Below are 23834 nucleotides of genomic sequence, written 5' to 3'. Positions count from 1 at the left end.
TATGAGTCAAATTAAATGAACGGCTGTGACAGTGGAATTACGAGATACAGGCATCGCAGGATTAAGATTTAGCAGGCTCGCTCTTCACCACATCATACCAAAGCTGCACAAGTCCTGATGGATAGCTTATGCTTCTTTTAAAATGCAGTTTCTGTTCTTTATTATCTTCTTTGAATAACCGGATACCATCTCCAAGAAAATGAGGAATGATACTAACGATCAGCCTGTCGAACAATTGATGGTTCATTAGTTCGTAAACAATTTCAGCACCGCCATCACAGTAGATATCTTTGCCAGGTTGCTCTTTCAAAGCCTGCACTAACGCTACTACATTGTTGGCAAATTCTGCATGTTCTACCTTGCCTGTCTTCGTTCTTGAAATAACATAAACCTTCTTGTCCTGGTGCGGAACACCATTGCCAAACGTAAGCACTTTGTCAAATGTCTTCCTGCCCCATATTACGGTGTCTATGTTCTGCATGAAGTCGGCATAACCAAAATCTTCGTTGGGTGTTTCTACCATAGATAGAAAATCAATGTTGTCGTCCTTTTTAGCTATGAAACCATCCAGGCTCATGGCTATGTACAGAACCAATTTCCTGCTCATTTGATATTGTATTTTGTGATTGAAACTTTTTTTGGCCAAAGTATTTGCCGCTCGATCTTCATATATCCATGCACGATGCGTAGCTAAGGCAAAATAATTCTCACGCTGTCAATCTGCAAATTGTTTGGCGGCATGTTAAACTTGATCTGCTTGCCTTCAAATGAAAGTTGGGGGTCAAAGTTGAAGCCTTTTATGTCATCCTGAAAAGGAGAAAATTTTCCACCAGTTTCGCTTTGAAATAGATGCCCGGCAATCAGGTCATAGTCTCTACTAGACATTGCAGCGGGTCTGCCGATCCATTTTTCATCCAGGTTAATATTCATAAACTCCAACTTCCCCGCATTGTCATATTCAGCCAGGCTTACTAAATAACTTTTGGCCTCGTCCGTATAAAATACTTTGATGTGGTCATTCACTTTGCCATTTGTATAAACAGTTGCTGACATGGGTGCACCGTGGTGTTTAGCAGAACCTGTTAGCCATTTTAATATGATGGGATGATTGATGGAAGTTAATCCAACTGCGAGTGCTAAAATAACAAGCAGTGCCAAAACAATTTTTACGGTTTTACGGAGTGTCATTTACAAAGGCGCCCTAAGTTGAGCATGTTTATGAAGCATTGGTTTTACAAGAGGAATCACCAGCATGACAATACTTTCTTCTTAAAGTAAATAGAACTGTAGAGTAGTTGTTTCTGGTTCATTTACAGAGCTATAAGTTAAATCCCACTCATCCTCCTTCTTCTAAAATCAAGGAAACCCAACACCAGGAAGATAATGGCATACATAAATGAATTCCACTCTACCTGGTTAAGCAGGTGTACATGTTTGGGCGAAATGGAAAACACATTGAAGCTATACGGAAAGTAGGTTGCAAAACTTGACTTGTACTCAAGCACCATCAGCATTCCCGCCAGCCAACATGCAAGACCAATAGCAATTGGGATAATAAAATTTTTAAGTCGTAAACCTAACCAAAACTGTATACCAAAAATTGCCAGTGCAGTAACATAAGTATTCAACGCCCGTACGAGTACAACGTACCCGTTAAATGATTGATTTACCAGGTTTAAATCGGGTTTGATAAAAGTAGATGCAATGAGTACAACTGAGGTAAAAACGTGTGTAGCCACCAGGAATAACACTACCAGCAATTGTACATTCAACAGCTTTGCCATGAATACGTTTGCTTTGGTTTGTGGCGATGTCAGCACCTGTTTCCAGGTGTTGTTTCTAAACTCTATCTGCGGCAACAGCGTACATATCAATACCACAAACATAGGGAAGATGACCAGCGCGTTCATTTCAGCAACCAGCTTGAAAATTCCATTGAGTGGATCATTACGGGTTGCGTCCATTGCGTCATCATCAAATGTAATATTTAATAAAAGGATGAAGGGAACGACACCAGCGCCGAAAAGTGTAAAATAAAATGCTGCGGTTCTTTTTGTCTTAAGCATTTCGGAGCGAAGAGATACGAGGAGGTTCATGATTGCACAGTTGTAAGGTCAATAAATAGTTGTTCAAGGTTATTCTCTTTGGGAGACAGGAGGTACACATCCAGCTGGTTGCTGGTAAGCGTTCTGTTGATAGCGGCAACCTGCGCAGGGCTGGTGTATAACACTGACACGGCTTCATCCAGCAGCTCCGGTTCATGCTCCTGCAGCAACCCACAGGCAACGGCATTGTCGGAGGTCTTTACCAAGAGTCTTGATCCCCGTTGCTGAAACGAATGAAGTTCGGCAAGCGAACCCTGGAACAGCATTCTACCTTTCAGGATAATGCCTACATGTGTTACCATTTTTTCTACCTCTGCCAACAGGTGGCTCGAAACAAGGATGGTCATCCCGTAGGTCTTGTTTAGTTCCTTTATCAGTTCCCGCAGCTCAATAATACCGGCAGGATCAAGCCCGTTAGAGGGTTCATCCAATACCAATAGCTCGGGGCTGGGCAGCAACGCAAGGGCAATGGACAAACGCTGTTTCATACCTAGCGAAAACTTCTTAGCAAGCTTTTTACCGGTGTCTGTAAGACCTACAATTTTTAAAACCTCATCTACTTTAGACTTGGACGCTCCATATACTTGCCGGTATACTTCCAGGTTCTCCCGTGCGGTAAGGTGACCATACAGCGACGGCGCTTCTATCAGCGAGCCTATCTTCTGCAGGATATCTGTGCGATTGGCATGCAGGTGCTGACCAAATATTTCAATGTCTCCTTGCTGATTATTCAGTAAGCCAAGCAGCAGGCTCAGTGTAGTTGTTTTACCCGAACCGTTGGGGCCGAGAAAGCCATAGATACTCCCCCGCTCTACCTGCAGGTTTATATCAAAAAGCGTTTTTACTTCTTTGGAATACTGGTACGATAGCCCGGTAGTTTTAATAACGAGTGGTGCATTCATAAACTGAAGGTTTAGTTAAGTAAACAGGTAAGCTACCAGTGCACTTACTAGGCATTGCAGCTCCTGTGACACCATCAAGTTATGCTACTATGCATCACATAGTACATTGCATAGTAACAATGGGAGAAATAGAAGGATAAGCGGAAAAATGAACGGGTAGATATCCCTCCCTCAATGCCTGCCAACCAGCCCTCTTACCTGGTCACGCAGCGCCTTTGAGTTGTAGCCAATTCCATTTCTAAAAACAGTCTCAACATTTTTTATGTCTTCAATTACCTGGTCAGGCTTCCCGGAGATGATGAAAAGATCTGCTGCTTTACCCACCGCAATACTGCCTAATTCTTTATCCACCCTTAGAAATCTTGCACCATCAATAGTTGCCATTTTAAAAACGTTTATTGGGCTCCAACCACTCTTGACCATACTGATCAGCACGTTGTGATTTTGAAATCCTGGAATGACACCAAAATCGGCCGCATCGGCACCAAGAACAATTTGGCCGCCTTTTGCTGCAAAGCTTTTCTCCAGCGGTCGCAATTGCCGCTCATTTACTTCTTTAGGAACGAACGGAGGTTTATCTTTTATGAAACTCCTGATACGCTCCTTCTCATCCAGGCTTAGAAATGCCATTGTTGCTGTATCACTGAAGTCACTGTCAGAAAAAGGCGTCACCGTTAGTACAACTTTTTTCTTGACAAAAAGATCAACAAGGTCGTGTACCTTTTTATCATTGGGGTTAATCGTCCAGATGGAATCAAATGCAAATTGAAGTTCTGATGAGCAGGATACAAACCCATGCTCAATATTGTCAATGCCAAAGTTAGCGGCTTCGGTACAAGACATTTTACCTAAGTGCCCGGTAACCATCAGCCCTCGTGCATGAGCTTCATCAATAACGCCTCTCAGTGCGTCACGACTTATATCTGAATAAACCTTAAAAGAAGTACAACCCATATCAGCCCAAAAGGCTGTTGCTTTACGGGCTTGCTCATAAGTAGTGATGACGAAGTCGCCTAAAAATCCTCCTGAACTATCATTAAACATCGGTCCGGTAACAAACATTCGTGGACCAACAGCCAGGCCATTATCAATACGCCTTTTCAGGTTCAGATCATACATCGGGTTTTCGGCACCTGCGGTACGTATGGTAGTGACGCCAGCAGCAAGATAAAGTTTTGGGAAACTTACAGGGTGATGATCCCATACAGCCTGCCCAGAAAAATAGTTCATGTGCTCGTGAAGCATTACCAATCCCGGCAGGATCGTTTTACCTGTCATGTCCACTACAGTAACACCATTAGGAACTTTCAGATTTCCTGCTTTATCAATACGGGTAATTTTGCCATTTGCTAACAGGATGGAGTATCCTTCCAAAACAGTTTCTTTTTCAACATCAATAATGCGCGCATTTTGAAGCAGTATCTCTTTCTGAGCATACGTAACAAAACCATTATTTGCCTGAGCGCAAATAAAAAGATTAATACCTATGAATAGAATGAGAAAAAGGCTTGATTTTAAATATTGCATATGAATATATTTACCACTTTAAATAACGGCTAAATCTTCCGTTCCTGCAACCAGATAATAATTACAGCAATTCAAATATTATCCTGCAGTACGTTGATTGAGTACAGAAATTCTTGCAATGAGACTATAGCGTATCGGCTGCACCGCCAAAACCCGGTGTCGCATGCTGACCTTTAGGAAATGGAAAATCAACCTGTCTCTTTTGCTTTACCAAGATTGTATTTATAAGGAGTGTGCTTAGCATAGGGAACAAAAACACCACAATAAATACTAAATAAGAACCAGTTCTAAATCCTTCTGCAACTGTAGGTATCAATATTCCTGCACCGAGAGGTCCATCGGAGAATATAAGTCCCTGTGTAAGGTTCCAGCCAAGATGAATGGCAACAGGTATATACAGTGACAGTGTTTTCAAGTAACCGTAACCAAAAAGCAAACCCATGGTTCCGGTAAGCAAAAAAACAAAGACCATCTGAGAAACGTTGCCTATGATGCCAAAAGAAAACCAATGATAAATACCGAAAGCCACTGAGGAACAAACCAAGGCTTTTGTACCACCTATCTTTTTGATCAAAATGTAAAAAAGAACCCCTCTGAAAATTAATTCCTCAAAAAGAACAGACCTTACATTCCACCAAAGACTTTGCGCAATCAACCCAAGACTTACATTAGGATTTAATTCGTACCGGAGATCCGAGAAAGCCATCTTTAAGAAGAAACCACTTGAGCAGCAAACGGAGGTTATAAGAAAGAAAACCAGAAAATCTTTTATTCTTGCTTTGGTTGGATAAAAGCCTAACACCCTCAAATCATTTTTTTCATACAACCAGGCGATCAACCAGGAGATGGCAAGTTGAACTAGTATTCCAATCATCTATTGAAGTTTGTAAGGGTGTTGTTCAGGCCGCAGGAAATTTCCAACCTACAAAACCTATATAACAGAAACCCATCTTATAAGCGCAAATTGTGCCTTTGAAGTAGTGGAGCTAACTGATCCCAGAAGAACTCTATGTCATGTTTTTTAGCAAGCGCATTCACTTCTCCGGGTTTAGGCGTTCTTCCATTAATAAACAGATCGGTGAGTTCCTGCATCTATTCTTCATGTCCGCCAGGCAGGTATAATTCAATGAATTTCGCCGGCACCTTTCCACTGTTCCAAAAGCTATGTACCATACCTCGTGGACGCAGATGCCAGCCACCAGCTTCTACTGTAAAAATTTCTTCACCTACCATTATTGTCAATGTTCCTTCCAGCACACGGCATACTTCATCGAAGCCTTGATGCATATGTGGCACTGCTCCCAGGTAGCCGGGAAATAATGTTGTTTCGACAGAGCCCAGGTTTCCTGCTGTTTGTTCTTTACCTAGTTTGAAGGTGATCTCATTAACAGCAATCTTTCCTTTCTTTCCTTTACCAGGTGGAATGTACACAGGCTTAAGGTTACCAGTTTGCTCTTCCTCTTTTACAAATTGAGAAAAAGAATTAAGTGGAACGGCGGCACTGCCTACCATTGTAGCAGCTAATAACTGCATTACCCTTCTCCTGCTTAATTGGTTGTTAACCATGATGTCTTTTTTAAATGTGCAGATTGTAATAAAGCCATATGAGGACAAGCCAATAGGTTACTCTAAGCATAGTACAATTGCAATTGACGAGAAATCTTTGACACAAAACCCTTTGCGAAGTCATTACAATAACTGTTTTGGAATAAACAAGCACCAAGCTCATAGCACACTCTCTAAAGAACCGTTCTTATTCGCCTCAGATAGCTTTCGCAGCTCCCTACTCATCTTCATATTATTTGTTTCATTTTCACAATAAGCTATCAAGGTTCTTATGGCGGCGAGTTTCATCTTTTTGGCATCACCAGCCTCGTCCCTGTTCTTCAAAGCAAACTTCGACATAGCAGTCATATAAAGTGCCAGTAACTCATCATTACCCCTGGCAAGCTTAACTGCACTCTCATCAATTGAAAATTTGAAATCAGGACTTCCAGACATCCACTTGATCACGAATTGCAATGACTTCAACCTGTTGATATCATTTTTAGCACACGGATTGGATAATATAAAATTGGCTGCGGTAAGAGCAACTTTATCTGCTTCGGCATAATCTGCCTTCTTCTCCATCTTTACATTTTCATAATCAGGCAGCTGTTGCGAGAAACAATAATTAGCAGTAAAAAGGCAAATGATCAACATGATCTTTTTCATGATTGTAGTTTTGGTTCAGGATTTAATATACAACCTGATCCGCAATCAGAACCAATATATTTCAGCGACTTCTTTTTTTGACTTTTAATCATAGATACAAACTAAGGCTCGCTACTAAACCAGTATGCAAGGAAATAATTAGGAATTTATAAATGATCTTCTTCTATAACAGCAGTGGCAAGGTATCTATGCATTTATGATGCTATCATCAAGTAGATCAATTCATTATGAAGCTCTTAACATTAAGGGAAAGCTGGGGAATAGTCACTACAATTTTTAAATACAAAAAATTTTATAATAAGTGGTAAAATTGAAGAAATAACTGCTGAATTTCAATTCCTTATACTGCTTTCGTTGAGTTCGGGGCACTTGTTTTGTATAACAAGAAGAAAATTTATAAACGAAAATTAATCAGTATGAAGAAGGTATTATTAGTAGCTGCTTTAGTTTATTCAGCAGTAGCCGTACAGGCACAATCAACAGGCGGTACAACATTCGGCATTGGTGCTAACGTTGGTACAGGAACAAAAGCTAACCTGTCAACATCTTATGGAGTAGATGGACAAGTGGAAATACCGGTTGGCATGCCTGTGAAATTAACAGCAAGCGCAGGCTACCAGAATTTTGGAGTTAAGGTTGGCGAAGATGTAAGTTTTGTTCCATTATTAGCCGGGGGTAAATTCAATTTAGCGAAAGGCATTTACCTACACCCGCAACTTGGTTATTCATTTCTTACAAACAAAGTGGCAGGCAGTAACCAGAACAATGGCGAATTCACCTATGCTGCAAGTGTAGGTTATGGATTCGGTAAACACTTTGATGCAGGAATTAAATATTTATCCGTAGACGCTGCTAATGCAGTACTACTTCGTATTGGATATAATTTCTAGTTGTAGTTAATTAAAACGCACAACAAGCTAAAAGATCTAAAAACAATAAGCAATTTATTTTAACGCCGTGGCGGGTTACAGCACCTGCCACGGCGTTTGTTTTTTTGCAAAAGATGAAAATATTTATTTCTATTATTCCTGCTGCTATTTTACCAGTTTTCATAAGCGAAAGTTAATTATGAATTTTTAAGAAGCCCTTCTTTAATGCACATCTATACCATCAAAATATATCTCTGTTATAGCTGTGTCATTATATTTATCGCCTTTATAAACTTCAAGTATTTCAAACCGTAAAGCCAGGTCAGTTTGGTTTTTATTATGTCCTAAAGTGCCCACTTCAAAAACCTGGTCTGTCTTACTGTCCTGCAAATTCAAAATGCCATGCATTTTGCCATTCACAAATAACTTCAACTTTTTCACCCTGTTATTGTTCTTCCATGCAGCTTCTGATTTCATGTAGCCATTCGATATAATTATTTGCGTTATGCGTGGGCTATTGTTCTTGAAATAATACTCAATATATTCCCCTATGCCTGCGTCACCTTTATTAGCAACCCACGCTGTTTTATAACTTAAATCATTTGCACTATTTGCAGCATAGCTAATTCCAAGGGTGTCAGGCAAAGAAGAAGATGCAACAACTTTATAATTGCCTCCGCCACAATACCAACTACAGCCGCCTTCAATTACGTCCCAAACACTTTCAACAGGCTCTCCATATTTCTCAAGAAGAAGGTCAAGCTCTTTTTGCTCTTTGCCAGTTAATTTCTCTTTTGCCAGAAGCTGGTGTTGTCTTTCAACCTCCTTTTGTGCTTTCAAACTTACATCAACGGCTATGATCTGTTTAGGCGAGTAGCTCTTTACAGCAGTCTGTCCCGCTGCATACAGGAACAGGTTCAAGAATAGAAAGAGGGTTATAAGTTTAGTCATCATTTTGCGGGTCTTAGCTGCATTGCTTTTACCTGGTAAGTTTAATTGCATTCTCAAGACGTTGAGCAGCATTATCCCAATTGATGATGTTGAATAATGCATCCACAAAGTCACCGCGTTTGTTTTTATACTTTAAGTAATACGAATGCTCCCAAACGTCAATCACTAGTAAAGGTATCACTCCCCATTGTGTCAACTTCTCATGGTTTTCGCATTGCATGATTGTTAGTTTATCTGTGTAAGGCTGGTAGCCTAAAATGCCCCAACCGTTACCGTCCACGCTTTTTGAAATGTGAGCTAAATAGGATTTCAGTTTATCATAGCTACCAAAATCCTTCTCAATCCGTTTAAGCAATTCCCCCTTAGGTGCTGTCTTTTTATTGGTAAGATTGGTCCAAAATATTGAATGCAATATGTGTGAAGAGAGGTGATGAGAGAGCTTCTTTGTCCAGTAATCAACCGTTTCAAGATTGTTGGAGTCCATTGCCTCTTTTATCTTTTGCAGGTCGGTATTCGCAGCCTTTGTCGCTCCACCATGATGATATGTATAATGAAGATGCAATGTCTCGCTATCCATATACGGCTCTAGAAAATTCTCGGTATAAGGCAGTGGTTGCTGCACAAACTTTCCATTACCATCTACCAACTTATCAATGTTATTGCTAGCCAGGTTCTGGGCAAATGCTGTGTTTCCTCCAACTATAGTGGCGGCACTTGTTAACACACCAACCTTTAAGAAGTCTTTCCTGTCCATAAGTTATACTTTTGAGATTGAGGATTAAACACAGCAGCCAAGGTTGAACATTTTTAGATACCACTGATTCTTCACCTGTTGCTGAAGATTAAAGATAAAGAGATTGGTTTGATGTGCTTCCGCCAGTGTTACATAAACATGGTGTCATATGGCGCTTTCAAACTTGCACTTCAGTTGGAGTGTCATTTTTGATGGCTTTGGCGAAAAAGTAAATTGTGTTCAATGTTCCTTCAACCAGCTTCAATTTATCTTGTAAAGCAGATAGCTTTATATAAGTATTGAAGCCAACCAATACACCCACTGGCAAAAGCACATAAAGAAGAAAAACTGGTATTCCCCAGGTATTATATTCGAAATCGTCATGGTTCAACGTAGGCAAATCGTGGGACTTACTTTTCAGCATTTTGAATTCACCTATATCAGGAAGTTGAAAAATATACCTCTTGATGGAAGCATAGTGTGAGCAATAAGTATTGAAGTCAATGTCAGCGTCATGGTTGCTGGGATATAAAACGAGATGCCAGAATCTATCATCTATATATCCTGATATCTTTCCCGTTTCATGAATGAGTGAATTTGTACTTGATCTAAAACTATCTATAGAAGACATCAATTAGAATTTTCTTCTTTGAAGCTTGTTATCTTTTTTGGTTAGCTTAAAGTACACCTGCATATTTTGAAGAAAAGTTTTGCAAGCCCTTATTTTACTAAACCTCTTGCTGCTGGCTCACTTTTGTCTCCAGGCTTTGAATAAACTCATCTTCCTGGTCTGGGGTTAAAATGATTCTTGTTTTGTCCTTCCTTGTCAGCATTACAAGCCTGTCTCTGCGGGTGGCATAAAATCTTATCCTTCCCAAGTCGGTGTCGAAAACACCAAAATATCCAAATGCTCCACCCTTAGTAGAATCTTTAAGAAGGTCATGATGAATCCTGTCTACCCTTTCTATGTCCTGTATAGCGATTTGAACGCTTCCAATAGGACGGCAAATAATAACCTTGTTGTTGTCAACCTGGTACTGTGTTGGTCTTTGTAAATATGCATACATTAATATCAACATAAAAAACAGGCAAAAACCCAAATACCAAATCCATTTGTCGCTACTAACCAAATTGAAAAAAGGAAATACTGTAAGGCATAAGAATACTCCTGCAGTCCTTTTTCGTACAAATTTATCTGATGACGTAGTGAAAGTCATTCTGGGTGTTTATGGTTAGAAACTGAGTCTTATTTCCTTTCCCACGGAACTCGTGACAAGCGCAGCTGATCGACATAAGATACCCCGAAGGAATAGTAATTTACCACTTATCGCCAATCTTAGCAGAAATAACAATAACAAATAAAGTAGCTGCAAATACGTACCAGTTGAATGGATAATTCAATACATAATAAATACCTATGCTGGCAAGACCGTAAGTGAGGACCATGGCTATCCTTGCGCTGATACTTCCTTTTTCCATATTTCTTTGGTTGATGCGTCTACTTCCATTTCCTAATGAGTTTGTCCATAAGTATCTTCAAACCATTACAAGTGCCTTCATAAAATTTACACATAGTAGCAATTTTTATTGTTGGCAGCATTTTTACCCAATAAAGTTACCTTATTCGTCTATACGAAGTAACACCGCCGTCTAACAGGCAGCAGGATGTGCTCAGCATCAATTTATAAAAATTCGCAAAAATAAATCGTGATTAGCTGAACCACCTTGTCAACAGGGCCTATTGCATTTGGCAAGAGAAGTTTGTACTATTACATCCACCAGCTACACCTATAAAAACACTTTCAAGATTATTTTTTAACACTCAAAAGTAAAAACATGAAAGTTGCTGCACCAGTCAATGTCTTCAAGAAATTGAACATTTCTGAACAAGAAGTACAAACGCATAGCTTAAGGGTTCCTATTGCTTCTAACATTCGTTCTAATACTATGGCTGATCTGAAAGTAGAAGATCTGAATGAGACGAAGAAAGTGATCTATGCTAAATTTAAAAAGCCTGCACCACTTCTTACTCCTGCTTTCGATGCCAATTATTTTGGACCCATTGTACATGAATTGCTAAAAGACAAAGTTGTTGGTTATATGTTCCAGGTATATAAAGGGGGCAATGCCATTTATACTGGTCAGTGGAATTGGGCTAGAATTCTGAATGATGGCAGCAAAGGCTGGACGGCTGATACCCGTATGCATGTAGCCAGTGTAAGCAAAATGATGACGGCTATTGGACTGGTTAAATTATTGGATCAAAAGAAAATATCGCTGGATGATCCCATTGCCGAGTATTTGCCCACCTACTGGAAAAGGGGAAATGGTGTAGCAAGCATTAGCTTCCGCCAATTACTCAATCATACTTCAGGATTTTCTGGTGAGAAATCCCGCTGCGATTATCCATTTATGAAAGAGCAAGTTGAAAAAGGACCTAATGTAGATGCAGGCACCTATGCCAATGTCAACTTCAGTATCATGCGGGTGCTTATAACCATAATCAATGGACGAATGGCTGCTAATTTCAATATACCTAACGTTGATTCCAGTATTGTGGATACTATGTGGGATGTTGTTGCCACTAAATATTTCCAGGAGTATTTGAACAAGGAAGTATTTTCTGTAGCAGGACTGCCAACCATTGGTTTTAAGCCGGAAGCAGGTGGGCCAACTGCAAAGGCATATTCATCCATGACGGATAAACAAGGCAGAGAGGGAAACTGGTCAACTGTTTCTGGTGGAGCGGGAATGTATATGTCTGTTGCGCAGATTTTAAAAACACTACATGCTTTTAGAAACGGGAAAATTGTTGCTACTTCCCGTGCACAATATATGCTTGATCATAAACTAGGTATCAACAGCGCCAACGATACACCTGCAGGAAAGGTGTATACCAGGTTGGGCATGTGGAGCATTGATGATGGAGAAGAGCAAACAGCGGTTTATTGTTTACCTAATAATGTGAATATTGCTGTATGCATCAATTCGCCTGTTAAAGACTTTAAAAACAACAAGGGAGAAAACCGTCATGTTCATGGTTTACTTTACCCTGCTATTGAAGCTAGTATCCACTAAATATAATTTTTAAAAGCCGCTGTTGGTGTTCTTCACTAACAGCGGCTTTTTTATTCTATAGAAGGTTAAGAACACTGCAAAAGAGCAAGAACTTAATACATAGTTTATCTGCTTGTATGCCTCACTCCCTTGCTCCTCGCTAAGCTATCCTAACAACATCAGCAAGACGTAAATGTAACAGTGCCAGGTTCTACATTAAGAAAAAAGCAACACGTACTATACTAATTCAAAAAACGACCGCTTACCAATCTTTATCTTCGTACCAATGGTTAGTTCTATTACTTGATTAGGGTCAACCAACTTCTCGTTATTAACCTGTACAGCACCACTTACAATTAGTCGTCTTATACCAGTTTTAGTTTCATCTTTCTTCAATTGGTGACAGAGTTCAATGAGTTGTAATTTATTATTACTCCTACCTAAAGATTGAATAGGAAATGCTTCAAAAGTTTTTTCTTCAAATACTTTATTCTGAAACTGGTTCACAAAATATTGTTCAGCAGCTTCTGCACTCTCCAGGTTATGGTACTGGCAAATGATGTTCTTAGCTATTGCTTTTTTGATGTTCATTGGGTTTTCGCCAGAATGAAGTTTCTCTTTCAAAACAACTTTTTCATCTTCTGAAAAATCTGTAGCCAGGTTAATAAACTCTGTTATCAATGCGTCAGGGATTGACATTGTTTTTCCAAACATGTCGTTAGGTTCATCAGTCAATCCTATAATATTATTCAAGGACTTACTCATTTTTTCTTTACCGTCCAATCCTCTAAGCAGTGGCATACACATTACTACCTGTGCATCCAAACCATGCGCTTCTTGTAGCTGCCTACCCATTGTACAATTGAACAGTTGGTCAGTGCCTCCCATCTCTATGTCGGCTTTTACCTGCACACTATCGAAGGCCTGAAGTATCGGGTACATCAATTCATGCATAGCAATAGGAGTATTCTCCGTAAAGCGTTTGTTGAAGTCGTTACGATGCAGGAGTTGCGCAACTGTCACCTTTGAAAGTAGTTGCACGATCTCTGTAAAACCTAAAGCATCAAGCCAATCAGAGTTGAAAAGCACCTCGCTCTTATCTACATCAATAACTTTTGAAAGCTGCTTAATGTAGGTATCAGCGTTTACAAGTACCTCTTCCTTGCTCAACGGTTTTCTACTTTTGTTCTTACCGCTTGGGTCGCCAATCTGAGCAGTGAAACTACCCACAATAATCACAATGGTATGTCCCAGATCCTGGAAATGCTTTAGCTTTTTAAGTACTACTGCATGACCTAAATGCAGGTCTGGCGCAGTAGGGTCAAAACCAAGTTTGATGACCAATTTTCGATTTTCAGTCTCACATTGTTTCAGCTTCTGCTCTAGTCCATTTTGCGGCAGAATATGTTCAACGTTTGCTTGTAATAATTCCAATGTTTTCATGATAGATAAAATAAAAAAAGCCCCAAACTGGTTTGTTCGGGGCTTTTAGTTAGATGTGATGTTTATACAAAAGTTAATCAGTATAGTACAAAGCATACCTATCCCCGGCTACTACAGGATAGTAATACGTACTGAAGAAAGGAAGGCGCAATATGTTGTTTAAAAACTTCATTGAGGCGGCAAATATAGAGAAATCAATAATGGTATGAATTACTGCTTTCATAAAATGTATAGCATCAGCCAACTTTTGAAAACTGTGGACGCCAGAAGCTAGTTAGTGAGTGGGAGTTTTTTCATGGACTTTGTCCATGATATTCTGGATTTGTTTCCAGCTTTTCTTTTCAATCTTTACAAGAGAATCTAACCGCTTGCTTCTATACAGCTCGGTACAATGGTTCATAACTCTTTTGCCTTCCAGAACACTGCTAAGATCAGCTGGATAACGTCCAATGGAGTTGATAGAGTCTAATTGTATTTTCCTCACTTCGCTTTTCAGCAGCTCATTAATTGTTGAATCAAAAACTGCTAAAGCCAAAGGGTTGTAAAATGATTTGTCGTACTTCACAATGCTATCCTGGATGCCTTTGTTGTTTAAACCCTGTAACACACAAAGGCAGAGCGCACGGTCTTTAAAATCTTGCTCCCAGCCTGAAAAATTCCAGCTTTTCCGTTCTTCCCGCAACTCTTTACTTACACCACACCGGGTTAATGTTAGAAGAGCAAATGTCAAAATAAAGGTCAAGGCAATTGGACGCATGTTTAATCTAGGTTTTTGTAAGCTCAGCGGTTTGTCATTGTAGCAGCATTTATTAATTCGTGGATTGGCGACTTTCCAGCCAGCAGAGAGGCTAAAAATTTTAAGAGTCAAAGTACAAAATATATCCTGATGCTTAATAAGATTTCGGCTGACTGTATATGGCTGATAAGCGATTCGTTGCTGATGTTTTTCAAAGATGTCATGAAATTGCTTGCAACGTTTTTTAGCTTTATGAAGTAGTGGTATTCATTGTTCCGATATGTGTTATTGTGCTAAAGCTCATTAAAGATATTTGTTTCAAGTTATTCCTAAGCCACTATTGTATAAAGCTGTTGTTGGAAGCCGTATTCTTTCTTAGCAACAGTCTATATTCATGCAAGTAGAGACGAACTTTGAGATAACGTCTTTGTTGGTTGTTGTCCAAGTAATTTATCTGATACACATCAAACTTTCCGCCTTTAATTGAAGAGGGCGATGAAAGCAAGGACGTAAAATCTTCAGTTTCCCAGCCTGTATCACTATCGCCAGCATTTGTACCGATTGAATAGATATCAATGATGCTGTTTAGTTGAATTATTTGTCGCCGTTTAAGTATTCCACCAAGTAGAAGATGTTCCACCTTCAACAAGTTTAGTTTAACCGATACTGTGTCGCATCTAAACACCCAGTCTCTTAGCAAGTATAGAATAATTAAAAATGGCAGATATTCAAAGGAAGATTTTAGAATTATCCAAACCAGAATAATGACTAAAGTAATAATAGACGCTTGATACAACAACAATCTGTTCTTAAAACATCTCGTGTATTCCATATTGCTTACAACGTTGAACGGCTTGCTGCTGTGCTGGCATTTTATAATTGTCAGCCTGGCAACTGTAGCCGATTGAAAAAGCAAAGTACAAAATATATGCTGCTCCTCAATAGCGTAATGTCGGCTGGAACTACTGCTGATAAGCGAACCAAAAGTTGATGCTGCGTTACGTCAGCCAGCATAGCAGCAAATTGATCGTTGTAAGCCGTTTTACTTTTTACCGATGTATAGAAATTCGGTTAATGAAGTTGAACTCCAACTACTTTTAAAAATTGATTGAATTGGAGTGATAGGAGTTATTGGTTTGATTGGTGTTATCCTCTGTATCCCTTTAATTCGTTCAATTTTAGTGATCATGCTTGTTGCGCCCTTTCTTGCACCGACAGCGTAACCTTTCTTATCATAAATAATTCCATCTTCATACCAACCTAAAAATTTACCATTATAACCGAAAACGCAAACATCGCTTCCATCTTTTTCTAAAAAAGCGACAGGCGTTCCGTCCCACATAAAAATCGTTGCTTCTTCATCATAGTCTATATAAGCCCTTGCTTCTCCGTCACTGTCAAAAAGTGAAATTTGTTGTGCATTAAGACTTACTGCCGTTGTAAAAAAGGCAACACAGAGAATGATTAACTGCTTCATTTGTTAGGATTGGTTTAATTGGGAAAATTAATGATTTATTTTTTTTGTATGGACTTCTGCGCTCCTGATTTGAAATTGAGAGTAGCGTCAAAAAATGGCTTACAACGTTGGACGTATTGTGCAGGGGTGGTATTCAGGGAACAGCAAGCCCGAACAAATGCCTGGCTAAAGATACTGCTGTTGATGATAAACTAAAAAAGCTTAATAGTAAACATTCAGCCGAAACAGCAGCAGAATAATGAACTACAGCCTAAGCTGTCAACATTCTGCCACACTTGCACAAATACGCATGTTATGTGCCGTTAGGTTCGAGTTTAGACACTCTCATTCCTCCCTTTCCAAGTTCCACTTCATATCCCTCGTTTAAACGCTTATTTATGCCCTCTGAAATATAGAAGGGCTTAAGTCGCTTACTTGTGATAAGCTTCTTCTTAAAACTTCTTACAATCTTAGTTGTCAACTTTCCATGCAGCTCACGTAGTTCGTCATCTGCTATCCATCCAATTTTATAGTACAGTCTACTGGGCGATACTAATTTATCAATTGTACGTCCTATGTCAAATTGAATTATTGGGTCTTTGGAGGTATTGAATAAATACTTACCTGTCATTTCACCTGTGGTCTTCGACAAACATCTCGGTTCAGATTGCCTATTCCTTAACCAAATTATGAGCTTATCTACTTGTTCAATGCTCCTAAAGTCACTGACGGCTTTAGGAACTTCGTCATCAAAAAAAGCTCTGTCAAATATGATGAAATCGTGAGAAGCAAGTAATTCGTTCACTTCATTCAATATTTCATTTTCTGTCATGAAGAAGTTTAGCTGCCCCATAAGGTATCTATGAAAGTTGGTTTTAATGGCACATAACGTTGAACATGTTTATGTAGTACTGGTATTCAAAGCTCCACAGCCTAATAAACTTGTTGATGATGATTAAAGATAGAAAGATTGGTTTATGTTCTTCCGCCAGTATTACATAAACATGAATGTTATGCGCAGCCTATGATGTTATTTCCTGCAAATAGAGTAACATAGTTATTGCAATAGAGCTTCCACCTATTAATGAGTTGACTATAAGACTACATATTTTCTTTATGTTGTTAGGCTCTCTAATTCCTTTAATATTGAAGGCAAAACCAATCAAGGACAAGATGCTCGACATAATCAATAGTATTATACAAATAACTACACCTAAAATGTTTGCCGGATTTAAAAAAAATATTGACATTGATATCCAGACTAAAACAATAACAACTACAGCGAACCTAAATGCCATGCCTGAATATGTATCTTTATAAGTCATAGGCTTTTCAACTTAAACCTTCTTCTAAGCCATTGTGAAAAGTGAATGGCTGCTGTTGCGCATAACGTTGGACGTATTTGTGCAGGTGTTGTATTCAGGGAACTTCAGCCCGAACAAATGCCTGGCTAAAGATACTGCTGTTAATGATTACCTGCTACAGGTTAATTGAATTTCTTCAGCCGAAACAGCAGCAGAATAATGAGCTACAGCCGAAGCTGTCAACTTTCAGCCACACTTGCACAAATACGATTGTTGGCTGCAGCTTTATCTTCCGATTTCACTTTTTATTTTGTTCAAGATAATTTCAAGATGTCCTGTCTTGTAAAGCATTTGCATTGGCTTTGGGTGATAGGTGCGATAGGTATGTTTCGGCAGGTTCTCGTTTTTTAGAATTGCTAATTCGCGAAGTGGAATTTCGTTGTCAACTTGTTCAAATGAAATGTCTGTGTCAAACTGTAACTTTATTTTATCGTCGTAAAACGGTCCCGAAAAAAATAAAACCACGTCTGGCTTCAAAATCCTAATCTCTTCTTTCAAACAGTCAAAGTGTTTAACTGTAGTTTGATGCGTTGTCCAATCAAGAGGCTTGCCGTCCCACATGCAAAATTTTGAAACGTTAGTCCAAAGAAAGTTATTGCCCTCGGCATTGTTGGGATTTAATATTGAATTTACATAATAAACATATTGCCAAAAGACAGTTCGGTCTCCCTTTTTGGATAGTCCAAAGTCAATATATTTATTGTTTAGCTCTTCAAATTTGTCTACAGTCCATCCAATCCATCCGTCACACTCTTGTCCAATAAATAAAATTCTTACTTGTGAATTTATATATTCATCTTCCCAAGCATTCATGATAAGAGGTCCGTCAATCTCATGGTCAAATTCAAAGAGGGGCTCAATGTTATGCAATTTATCACGATAAAGCGTTTCAAGTTGTTGATTGATTGTCATTATCAGCAGTTACGAATTTTTTGAAAAGGATGCAGCCAACGTTACTCATGTTTATGTAGTACTGGTATTTGAAATACCGATGCTTCATTAACTTGTTGATGATGATTAAAGATAGAAAAGAATGATTTATGTTCTTCCGCCAGTATTACATAAACATGCATGTTGTATGCAGTGCTAATTGCAATTGGGGATATAAGCGTCCAAATACTTCCTTAGGTAATTCAGTAGGTTCTCGACATGATCATATTGCGCTTTGTCAGTCAAAATACTACCTCTACAATAACATTTCAAAAACTTGTATTTGTCCTTAGTAGCGACTTCAAAAACCAGATTAGAAGTACCTGTACTTGGGGCATAGGTTTCACTTAAGTTCAAGTCATAAGGCAAACGGTCCAGATAACGATTTAAGGTATCGATGAATTCAGGTAAAGGCAATTTTGGCTTTAAACTATAAGTCTTTGCACTGTCAACCACAGATTGTAATAAATAATTTGTTGTGTCACGCCTTTGGTATTCATATTCTGGGAATGTTTCCCAAACAGAAGTCTTTGTAAAGTACCATTGAGAACGTGCACTTCTGATAGAAATAATATTTGCTATACCAGATGGTACTAAAATCCTAAGTTCAAAACTGTCAGTTCCTCTTGTCAAATCATTAAAATTCAACTTGTATGTAAAGTCTAGGTGGCGCATTGCATACAACGCTGACGGCTTTGTGCAGGTGTGATATTCAAGGAACATCAGCCCTAACAAACCTGGCTAAAGAAACTGCTGTTGATGGTTACTTACTACAGCTTCATAAATATTCTTCTGCTGGAACAGAAGCCGAATGACGAACTACAGCCGAAGCTGTCAGCATTCAGCCGCACTTGCACAAATACGCATGTTGTGTGCCGTTGTGAATACATGAAGTATTTAATTTTTATGTCCCATTAGGGAATAGCAAGCAGATATAAGGGGCAATTTCAATAATAGCATAGAGTTAAAAAAAATATTAACCAAGTCTCCTTCTAAATGTTGTTCAGTAAAAAGAATATGAACTGGAAATTGTGCCAAACCAAATCCAACAAAAACCAATGCATAATTTATGTTAACCTCTCTATGACTTATTCCCAAGAAAACAAGGCAAACTAATGCTACTACCTGTGAAACTAATACTGTCCCTCCCATGAAACAATATAACAACCACAAAGAAAAACCTACTATAATAGAACAAATTAGGCTCTGCCTATGTTTTATGCCGCTTTTACTAAGAGCAATATATAGAGTTGCACCTGTCGGCAGTTCATTTAGCAAATCAATTACATAGTAGAAGGGAAGATTAAATAAATTTGTCGTTAGAATAAATAAATAATTCAGAGCCCCTGGTCCCCATGACAATAAAAGGGCTGTCTTAATTTTGGTTTCCTCTGTTCGATAAAGTAAAACGAATAAAAACCCAATCAAGGACACAATGGCATGTAATAGAACAATTAAGTTTACATTGGTGACCTTATTGAAATATTCTGGCATATTAGCAATTAGTATTTTTGGTGTCTTCCAATGGCACACAACGTTAAACGGCTTGGCGTTGTGGCGGTATTCTGTGTTCCGTCTGACGACAACTTAAGCCGAATAATGAACTAATGTACAAGTTTTTTTCTACTGCAAAATAGCGTTCCGTCAAGCTGGATATGCAGCACAACAGCGAACCGAAAGTTGATGTTTACTTCTTCAAGCCGCCATAACGCCAAACCGCTTGTTGTGCGGTCGTGCTTTGATTTTTAAACTTTGTCTACAAGCATTAGATTGTGTTTCACGAAATACTATTCGTTAATAAAGTAGCTCAATCAGGTTCTCGTCATAGGCGAAAGTAGTAACTGTCCACCTGTCGCCATTGTTGTAAAGAGTGAATTCAAACTTCAGATAGTAGTTGTCAAACTTGAGAAGATAAAAACGTTTGGCAACTGTGTTCTTTACTTTGCGTTCTAATACAAACTCATAACCGCGGATTTTACCATACGCAGGAAACGCATTTGCGGCATAATTAGCAGTTGTCACCTTTAATGTGTCAATTGCTGAAAGTGACATGACTGTATTTTGTTTCAAAATGTCGAATGCTTCTGAATAGCCACCGTTGGTAAACGTCTGCATTACACTGTCACAGACATTGTCAATCCGTTCTTTGCCTTTGTCAGCTTGCTGTTTATTTTCTCCACAGGCAATAATTGTCAGCGAAAGAAGGAAGGCGTAAATAGTTTTGGTCATAATACGATTGAATTGAGAGCTGTGTCACCGCATGCCGCACAACGTTTTAGGGCTTGCTGCAGTGCCGATATTCTGTGGTTCGTCAGCCTGGCAACTGAAGCCGATTGAAAAACTAAAGTAAAAAATAAATTCTTCTGTTCATCTGCGTTCCGTCTGCCGAAACTGGTGCTGATAAGCGAACAAAGAGTTCAGAGTGCGTTTCGTCAGCCGGCATAGCAGCAAGCCGATGTTGGCGGTTCGTGCTATATCAAGCTTTTAGGAAAATGCGATACTTCTTCAACCTCGTTTATTATTTTGTTTACCTGCTCTAACATTGATAAAGTCTCTCTATATTCCCGTGCTTCAGCAAGCTTTGTAAACTCAATTTCTGCGTTGGCATGTTGCTTTACAAAAGCTTCTATTTCTTCCAATGAAACCTTGAAAAACTCTTTCTTAAGATTTACCCGGTTTAGTCGCCTGTCAGCAAACTTCTTATGAAGTTCATACTCAAGCTGAGGCGCATTTTCTGAGTAGATGATTGCATGAATGTCAAATTGAAATGGAACAGAGGCGTCTCCTAACTCCCGAACCCTGTCCAATGGGTCAAGGCGCCGTGTCATGCCTATTTTATAGACGTCTTCTCCAAAGGAGCCAACATTTGAAATAACATAAATGTGTCCAACTTTAGTTAATTGTGCTTGAGCAATAGCTCTTTCTTTTCTTTCATGGGCTGCCTGTAATTTATGCTCCAACTCCTTAATTTGCTCTTGCAAAACAGAAGCGTTTACCGTGTTTGCACCTTGCAACTCTTGCTTTGCTTTTTCTAATGCCTTTTGAAAACGTCGTTCTTCGTCTTCCGCTTCCTTTTGAGCTTTCTCTAATTCTCTTTGTGCTTTTTCTTCTTCTCGCATTTGCTCTCGGATTAGACGTTGCTCTTCCTTTTCTTCATATTTCTTTTGCTCGTATTCATAAGTCAAAGCAAGTTCATCCAATTTCAGCTGTAGGAAATCTTGGGTGATAAATACGTTCTGTGTAACACCCAGTTTGTTTATTGCGTCAAAAGCTTTTATAATTCTTTCCCTTGTCTTTGAAGCATTATTCCATCTCACTTTTGCTATCAATCCATCACACTCGCCATTGAAGGCAAACAGCATTAATTTCTTATACTGATTTGTCATTCTACGACCTTCAACTTTACTGCCTCCTACAGTCCATTCTGTGTTACAAACAACTGCTTTATCATCCTTTATTAAACGTTTCTGCTTCTCATAGGTGAATTCAAGTTGATGTTTAAGCTTTTCAGAAGTGTCAAATGAGAATTGAGGTTTATGCAAACCATAGGAGCTAATTTCCAAACCATCCTGATATAGTGAAATTTCCTGTTCAAGTGTTTGATGCAGAGCCAAACCCTTTTGGTAAGTTTCGTTAAGCTCTTCAAGTTTCTTTTCCGTCTTGTGAATTAATAAAGATTTTTGAGCAAGCAAAGCATTTTTGTCAATTACATCTTTAAACTCTTGCTCATAAGCGGCAAGTTTAGTCAAGGCTTGTTCAAGCTCTTGTTCTTTTTCTTTTAAAAGCTTTTTGGATTTGTTGAAGAACATAAGTTTTGGTTTAGAGAGTGTCAGCCCAGCATGACCGCCAACGTTTAACATGTTTATGTAGTACTGGTATTTGAAATACTAATGCTTCATAAACTTGTTGATGATGATTAAAGATAAAAAAGATTGGTTTATGTTCTTCCGCCAGTATTACATAAACATGCATGTTGTGCGTTCGTTATTCGCTCTTTCCCCAATTCTCAAATTGATATTTCTTATCGGGTATGAGTTCGTCAATGTAAGTAAAAAGCTTTTCCGTAGTCGGTGTTGAGACATTATCAAATGAACTCTTATGAGTTGAGAAGAATCCTTTGGCGAATTTAATTTCGGTGTACAGTCCGTCAAAAATCAATCCTTCAGGTTCATATTTTCTTTTGAGTGTGTCAAGTCGCAAAGAGTTTAGAACATTGTATATTTTCTCACTTTCGAGTTTTGAGAAACTACGCTTGTAAACCGTTGCTTCTTTACAGTCAGCCAAGTCACAATTGGTGTCAACCTGCAAACCGTTGACGTCAATAGAGTAGATTATTGTTATTCCTGCTCCACCACCGTAATGCTTAACAATCAGGGAAAAGTCTTTGCTTCGGTCAGAACCGCAACTCATAAATATCATAACCCAAAAAAAAATAGATGCCTTTAGTCGTGTCATGATTTTGGGTGTATCTTCTCGCTGTTTCACATGAAGGAAGCTTGTGTTAATGACGCACAACGTGTGTATTGTCGATTATCCGCAATGTATGAAAAATATATTGACAACTTAAGTATCAAAGCGTTATGCCCATTTAGGTAAGACTTTTCTTATTGCGACAATACATCTTTAGGTTTCGGCTATACTTGTTTAAAGATGCGCTTACTCTCCCTCCAATCGCTCCCCTCCCACTATTCCGCAAGGAATAAAATGTTTGTTTGTTGCCACCTGTGCCTCGCCTTTCTTCACCGTAGTATACGTTAATGCAACTGCCACTAACACCAGACACGGTGAAGAAGCCTGCACGGGTAAGCTTATGCCTTACGATGGATACAAGTGGCTGTTGTAGGGGATATTGATCTCTGTAGCAGAACTGCCAATAGCTGATCCATCCATCAGGCTGGCTGAGGCCACTGCAATCTTCATAGTCACTTCCCTGGTATAAGCAGGAGCGCCAATACTTTCTTTGGGAACAAATGCCGGCAGGTTAACCGTGATCAATTCTCCAGGCTTTAGAGCAAGTGAAACAGGAACGTGCAACCGGTCGTGCAGGTTGCTATCAATGTGAAACTGGAAGGAGGTGATATATCGGGTATCACTATTATCAGCCAGTTGTGCATTAGCCCTGGAGTGCATCCATCGTTGAAGAGCACCTGTCCAGGCAAGCTGCATCTGCCTGTCTTTACCAAACAAGATCAGCGGAGCAAACAACTCGCGGAAACTCTTAGCCATCCGCGCTGTCACACTGAATGAGGCGGAACACTCTTTTGTTGCTTTGGTTTGCCGGGTGTTTTTCCTGTTCTCCCTTGCACAATCAATCTCCTTCCATGAGTAAAAAGAGATATTTCCCCTGCGCCCTTTGAAGCGCATTCTTTTTTGACGTGCCATAGTAATTGGTTTTTATGATGAATAAAAAAGCAAATGATATGGTTGGTTTTACCGTATGCGGTTCATGATCTATCCCTGCCTGGCAGCTATCATCCTATGCAGCTTTTCTTCGTCTCTTGTTTTGGTTTTGGTTTGGTTTGGTCCGGTAATTACCGCACTAAATAC

28 protein-coding genes are annotated in these 23834 nt (G+C 39.1%); 2 read left to right on the top strand and 26 right to left on the bottom strand.

Features of this window, described 5'->3' with window-relative positions:
* Window positions 1-61 precede the first annotated feature (61 nt).
* From J4N22_RS04625 to J4N22_RS04590, 8 genes are all read right to left on the bottom strand, one after another.
* Window positions 62-607 carry a dihydrofolate reductase family protein gene (locus J4N22_RS04625; protein ID WP_207492528.1) on the bottom strand — a complete coding sequence of 182 codons (546 nt, stop codon included), beginning with the start codon at window positions 605-607 and terminating at the stop codon, window positions 62-64.
* Between the two features lie 83 nt (window positions 608-690).
* A complete protein-coding gene (locus tag J4N22_RS04620; RefSeq protein ID WP_207492527.1) occupies window positions 691-1188 on the bottom strand; it encodes a hypothetical protein in 498 nt (165 codons plus the stop codon).
* Window positions 1189-1325: 137 nt separating this feature from the next.
* Window positions 1326-2096, bottom strand: coding sequence for an ABC transporter permease (locus tag J4N22_RS04615; protein ID WP_207492526.1), 771 nt, complete (start codon window positions 2094-2096; stop codon window positions 1326-1328).
* Window positions 2093-3007, bottom strand: coding sequence for an ABC transporter ATP-binding protein (locus J4N22_RS04610; protein WP_207492525.1), 915 nt, complete (start codon window positions 3005-3007; stop codon window positions 2093-2095). Before J4N22_RS04610 ends, J4N22_RS04615 begins: the two co-directional genes overlap by 4 nt.
* Window positions 3008-3178: 171 nt before the next feature.
* Window positions 3179-4534, bottom strand: a complete 1356-nt coding sequence (locus J4N22_RS04605) for an amidohydrolase family protein (RefSeq protein WP_207492524.1) — start codon at window positions 4532-4534, stop codon at window positions 3179-3181.
* 124 nt (window positions 4535-4658) lie between these two features.
* A complete protein-coding gene (locus tag J4N22_RS04600; RefSeq protein ID WP_207492523.1) occupies window positions 4659-5408 on the bottom strand; it encodes a CPBP family intramembrane glutamic endopeptidase in 750 nt (249 codons plus the stop codon).
* A 218-nt stretch (window positions 5409-5626) separates the two neighbouring features.
* Window positions 5627-6100 carry a cupin domain-containing protein gene (locus tag J4N22_RS04595; protein ID WP_207492522.1) on the bottom strand — a complete coding sequence of 158 codons (474 nt, stop codon included), beginning with the start codon at window positions 6098-6100 and terminating at the stop codon, window positions 5627-5629.
* Between the two features lie 159 nt (window positions 6101-6259).
* Entirely contained in the window at window positions 6260-6748 is a 489-nt protein-coding gene (locus J4N22_RS04590; RefSeq protein ID WP_207492521.1) for a hypothetical protein, read from the bottom strand.
* A 416-nt stretch (window positions 6749-7164) separates the two neighbouring features.
* On the opposite strand from J4N22_RS04590, the gene J4N22_RS04585 reads away from it, so the two are divergent.
* Entirely contained in the window at window positions 7165-7638 is a 474-nt protein-coding gene (locus J4N22_RS04585) for an outer membrane beta-barrel protein (RefSeq protein ID WP_207492520.1), read from the top strand.
* A gap of 10 nt (window positions 7639-7648) precedes the next feature.
* Here J4N22_RS04585 and J4N22_RS04580 read toward each other — a convergent pair whose 3' ends face one another.
* The 6 genes from J4N22_RS04580 to J4N22_RS04555 form a co-directional block, all read right to left on the bottom strand.
* Window positions 7649-7801 carry a hypothetical protein gene (locus J4N22_RS04580; protein ID WP_207492519.1) on the bottom strand — a complete coding sequence of 51 codons (153 nt, stop codon included), beginning with the start codon at window positions 7799-7801 and terminating at the stop codon, window positions 7649-7651.
* Window positions 7802-7839: 38 nt separating this feature from the next.
* A complete protein-coding gene (locus tag J4N22_RS04575) occupies window positions 7840-8619 on the bottom strand; it encodes an NADase-type glycan-binding domain-containing protein (RefSeq protein WP_207492518.1) in 780 nt (259 codons plus the stop codon).
* Window positions 8597-9322 (bottom strand): superoxide dismutase, encoded by a 726-nt coding sequence (locus J4N22_RS04570; RefSeq protein WP_207492517.1) that lies wholly within the window; start codon window positions 9320-9322, stop codon window positions 8597-8599. The genes J4N22_RS04575 and J4N22_RS04570 overlap by 23 nt, the downstream gene beginning before the upstream one ends.
* 157 nt (window positions 9323-9479) lie before the next feature.
* Entirely contained in the window at window positions 9480-9932 is a 453-nt protein-coding gene (locus tag J4N22_RS04565; RefSeq protein WP_207492516.1) for a hypothetical protein, read from the bottom strand.
* A gap of 97 nt (window positions 9933-10029) precedes the next feature.
* Window positions 10030-10380: a PH domain-containing protein gene (locus tag J4N22_RS04560; RefSeq protein ID WP_207492515.1), complete on the bottom strand. Its 351-nt coding sequence runs from the start codon at window positions 10378-10380 to the stop codon at window positions 10030-10032.
* Between the two features lie 238 nt (window positions 10381-10618).
* A complete protein-coding gene (locus tag J4N22_RS04555; protein WP_207492514.1) occupies window positions 10619-10780 on the bottom strand; it encodes a hypothetical protein in 162 nt (53 codons plus the stop codon).
* Window positions 10781-11137: 357 nt separating this feature from the next.
* On the opposite strand from J4N22_RS04555, the gene J4N22_RS04550 reads away from it, so the two are divergent.
* Window positions 11138-12379 carry a serine hydrolase domain-containing protein gene (locus J4N22_RS04550; RefSeq protein WP_207492513.1) on the top strand — a complete coding sequence of 414 codons (1242 nt, stop codon included), beginning with the start codon at window positions 11138-11140 and terminating at the stop codon, window positions 12377-12379.
* Between the two features lie 216 nt (window positions 12380-12595).
* Here J4N22_RS04550 and tyrS read toward each other — a convergent pair whose 3' ends face one another.
* From tyrS to J4N22_RS04490, 12 genes are all read right to left on the bottom strand, one after another.
* The gene (gene tyrS, locus J4N22_RS04545; RefSeq protein WP_207492512.1) at window positions 12596-13801 is read right to left on the bottom strand and encodes a tyrosine--tRNA ligase; all 1206 of its coding nucleotides are present in this window, start codon (window positions 13799-13801) and stop codon (window positions 12596-12598) included.
* 73 nt (window positions 13802-13874) lie between these two features.
* Entirely contained in the window at window positions 13875-14024 is a 150-nt protein-coding gene (locus J4N22_RS04540; protein ID WP_207492511.1) for a hypothetical protein, read from the bottom strand.
* A 51-nt stretch (window positions 14025-14075) separates the two neighbouring features.
* A complete protein-coding gene (locus J4N22_RS04535; protein ID WP_207492510.1) occupies window positions 14076-14558 on the bottom strand; it encodes a hypothetical protein in 483 nt (160 codons plus the stop codon).
* A gap of 1021 nt (window positions 14559-15579) precedes the next feature.
* The gene (locus J4N22_RS04530; protein WP_207492509.1) at window positions 15580-16014 is read right to left on the bottom strand and encodes a 4-fold beta flower protein; all 435 of its coding nucleotides are present in this window, start codon (window positions 16012-16014) and stop codon (window positions 15580-15582) included.
* Between the two features lie 292 nt (window positions 16015-16306).
* The gene (locus J4N22_RS04525; protein ID WP_207492508.1) at window positions 16307-16825 is read right to left on the bottom strand and encodes a hypothetical protein; all 519 of its coding nucleotides are present in this window, start codon (window positions 16823-16825) and stop codon (window positions 16307-16309) included.
* A 757-nt stretch (window positions 16826-17582) separates the two neighbouring features.
* Window positions 17583-18269 (bottom strand): hypothetical protein, encoded by a 687-nt coding sequence (locus tag J4N22_RS04520; protein ID WP_207492507.1) that lies wholly within the window; start codon window positions 18267-18269, stop codon window positions 17583-17585.
* A 174-nt stretch (window positions 18270-18443) separates the two neighbouring features.
* Window positions 18444-18920 (bottom strand): hypothetical protein, encoded by a 477-nt coding sequence (locus J4N22_RS04515; protein ID WP_207492506.1) that lies wholly within the window; start codon window positions 18918-18920, stop codon window positions 18444-18446.
* Window positions 18921-19184: 264 nt separating this feature from the next.
* Entirely contained in the window at window positions 19185-19781 is a 597-nt protein-coding gene (locus J4N22_RS04510) for a hypothetical protein (protein WP_207492505.1), read from the bottom strand.
* A 300-nt stretch (window positions 19782-20081) separates the two neighbouring features.
* Window positions 20082-20516: a hypothetical protein gene (locus J4N22_RS04505; protein ID WP_207492504.1), complete on the bottom strand. Its 435-nt coding sequence runs from the start codon at window positions 20514-20516 to the stop codon at window positions 20082-20084.
* Window positions 20517-20758: 242 nt separating this feature from the next.
* Window positions 20759-22147, bottom strand: coding sequence for an SNIPE associated domain-containing protein (locus J4N22_RS04500; protein ID WP_207492503.1), 1389 nt, complete (start codon window positions 22145-22147; stop codon window positions 20759-20761).
* 124 nt (window positions 22148-22271) lie between these two features.
* Window positions 22272-22772 (bottom strand): hypothetical protein, encoded by a 501-nt coding sequence (locus tag J4N22_RS04495; RefSeq protein WP_207492502.1) that lies wholly within the window; start codon window positions 22770-22772, stop codon window positions 22272-22274.
* A 330-nt stretch (window positions 22773-23102) separates the two neighbouring features.
* Window positions 23103-23669, bottom strand: coding sequence for a hypothetical protein (locus tag J4N22_RS04490; protein ID WP_207492501.1), 567 nt, complete (start codon window positions 23667-23669; stop codon window positions 23103-23105).
* Between the last annotated feature and the right edge of the window lie 165 nt (window positions 23670-23834).

The sequence above is a fragment of the Aridibaculum aurantiacum genome, assembly GCF_017355875.1.
Classification (GTDB): domain Bacteria; phylum Bacteroidota; class Bacteroidia; order Chitinophagales; family Chitinophagaceae; genus Segetibacter; species Segetibacter aurantiacus.
This window is presented reverse-complemented; position numbering and strand designations above follow the sequence as displayed.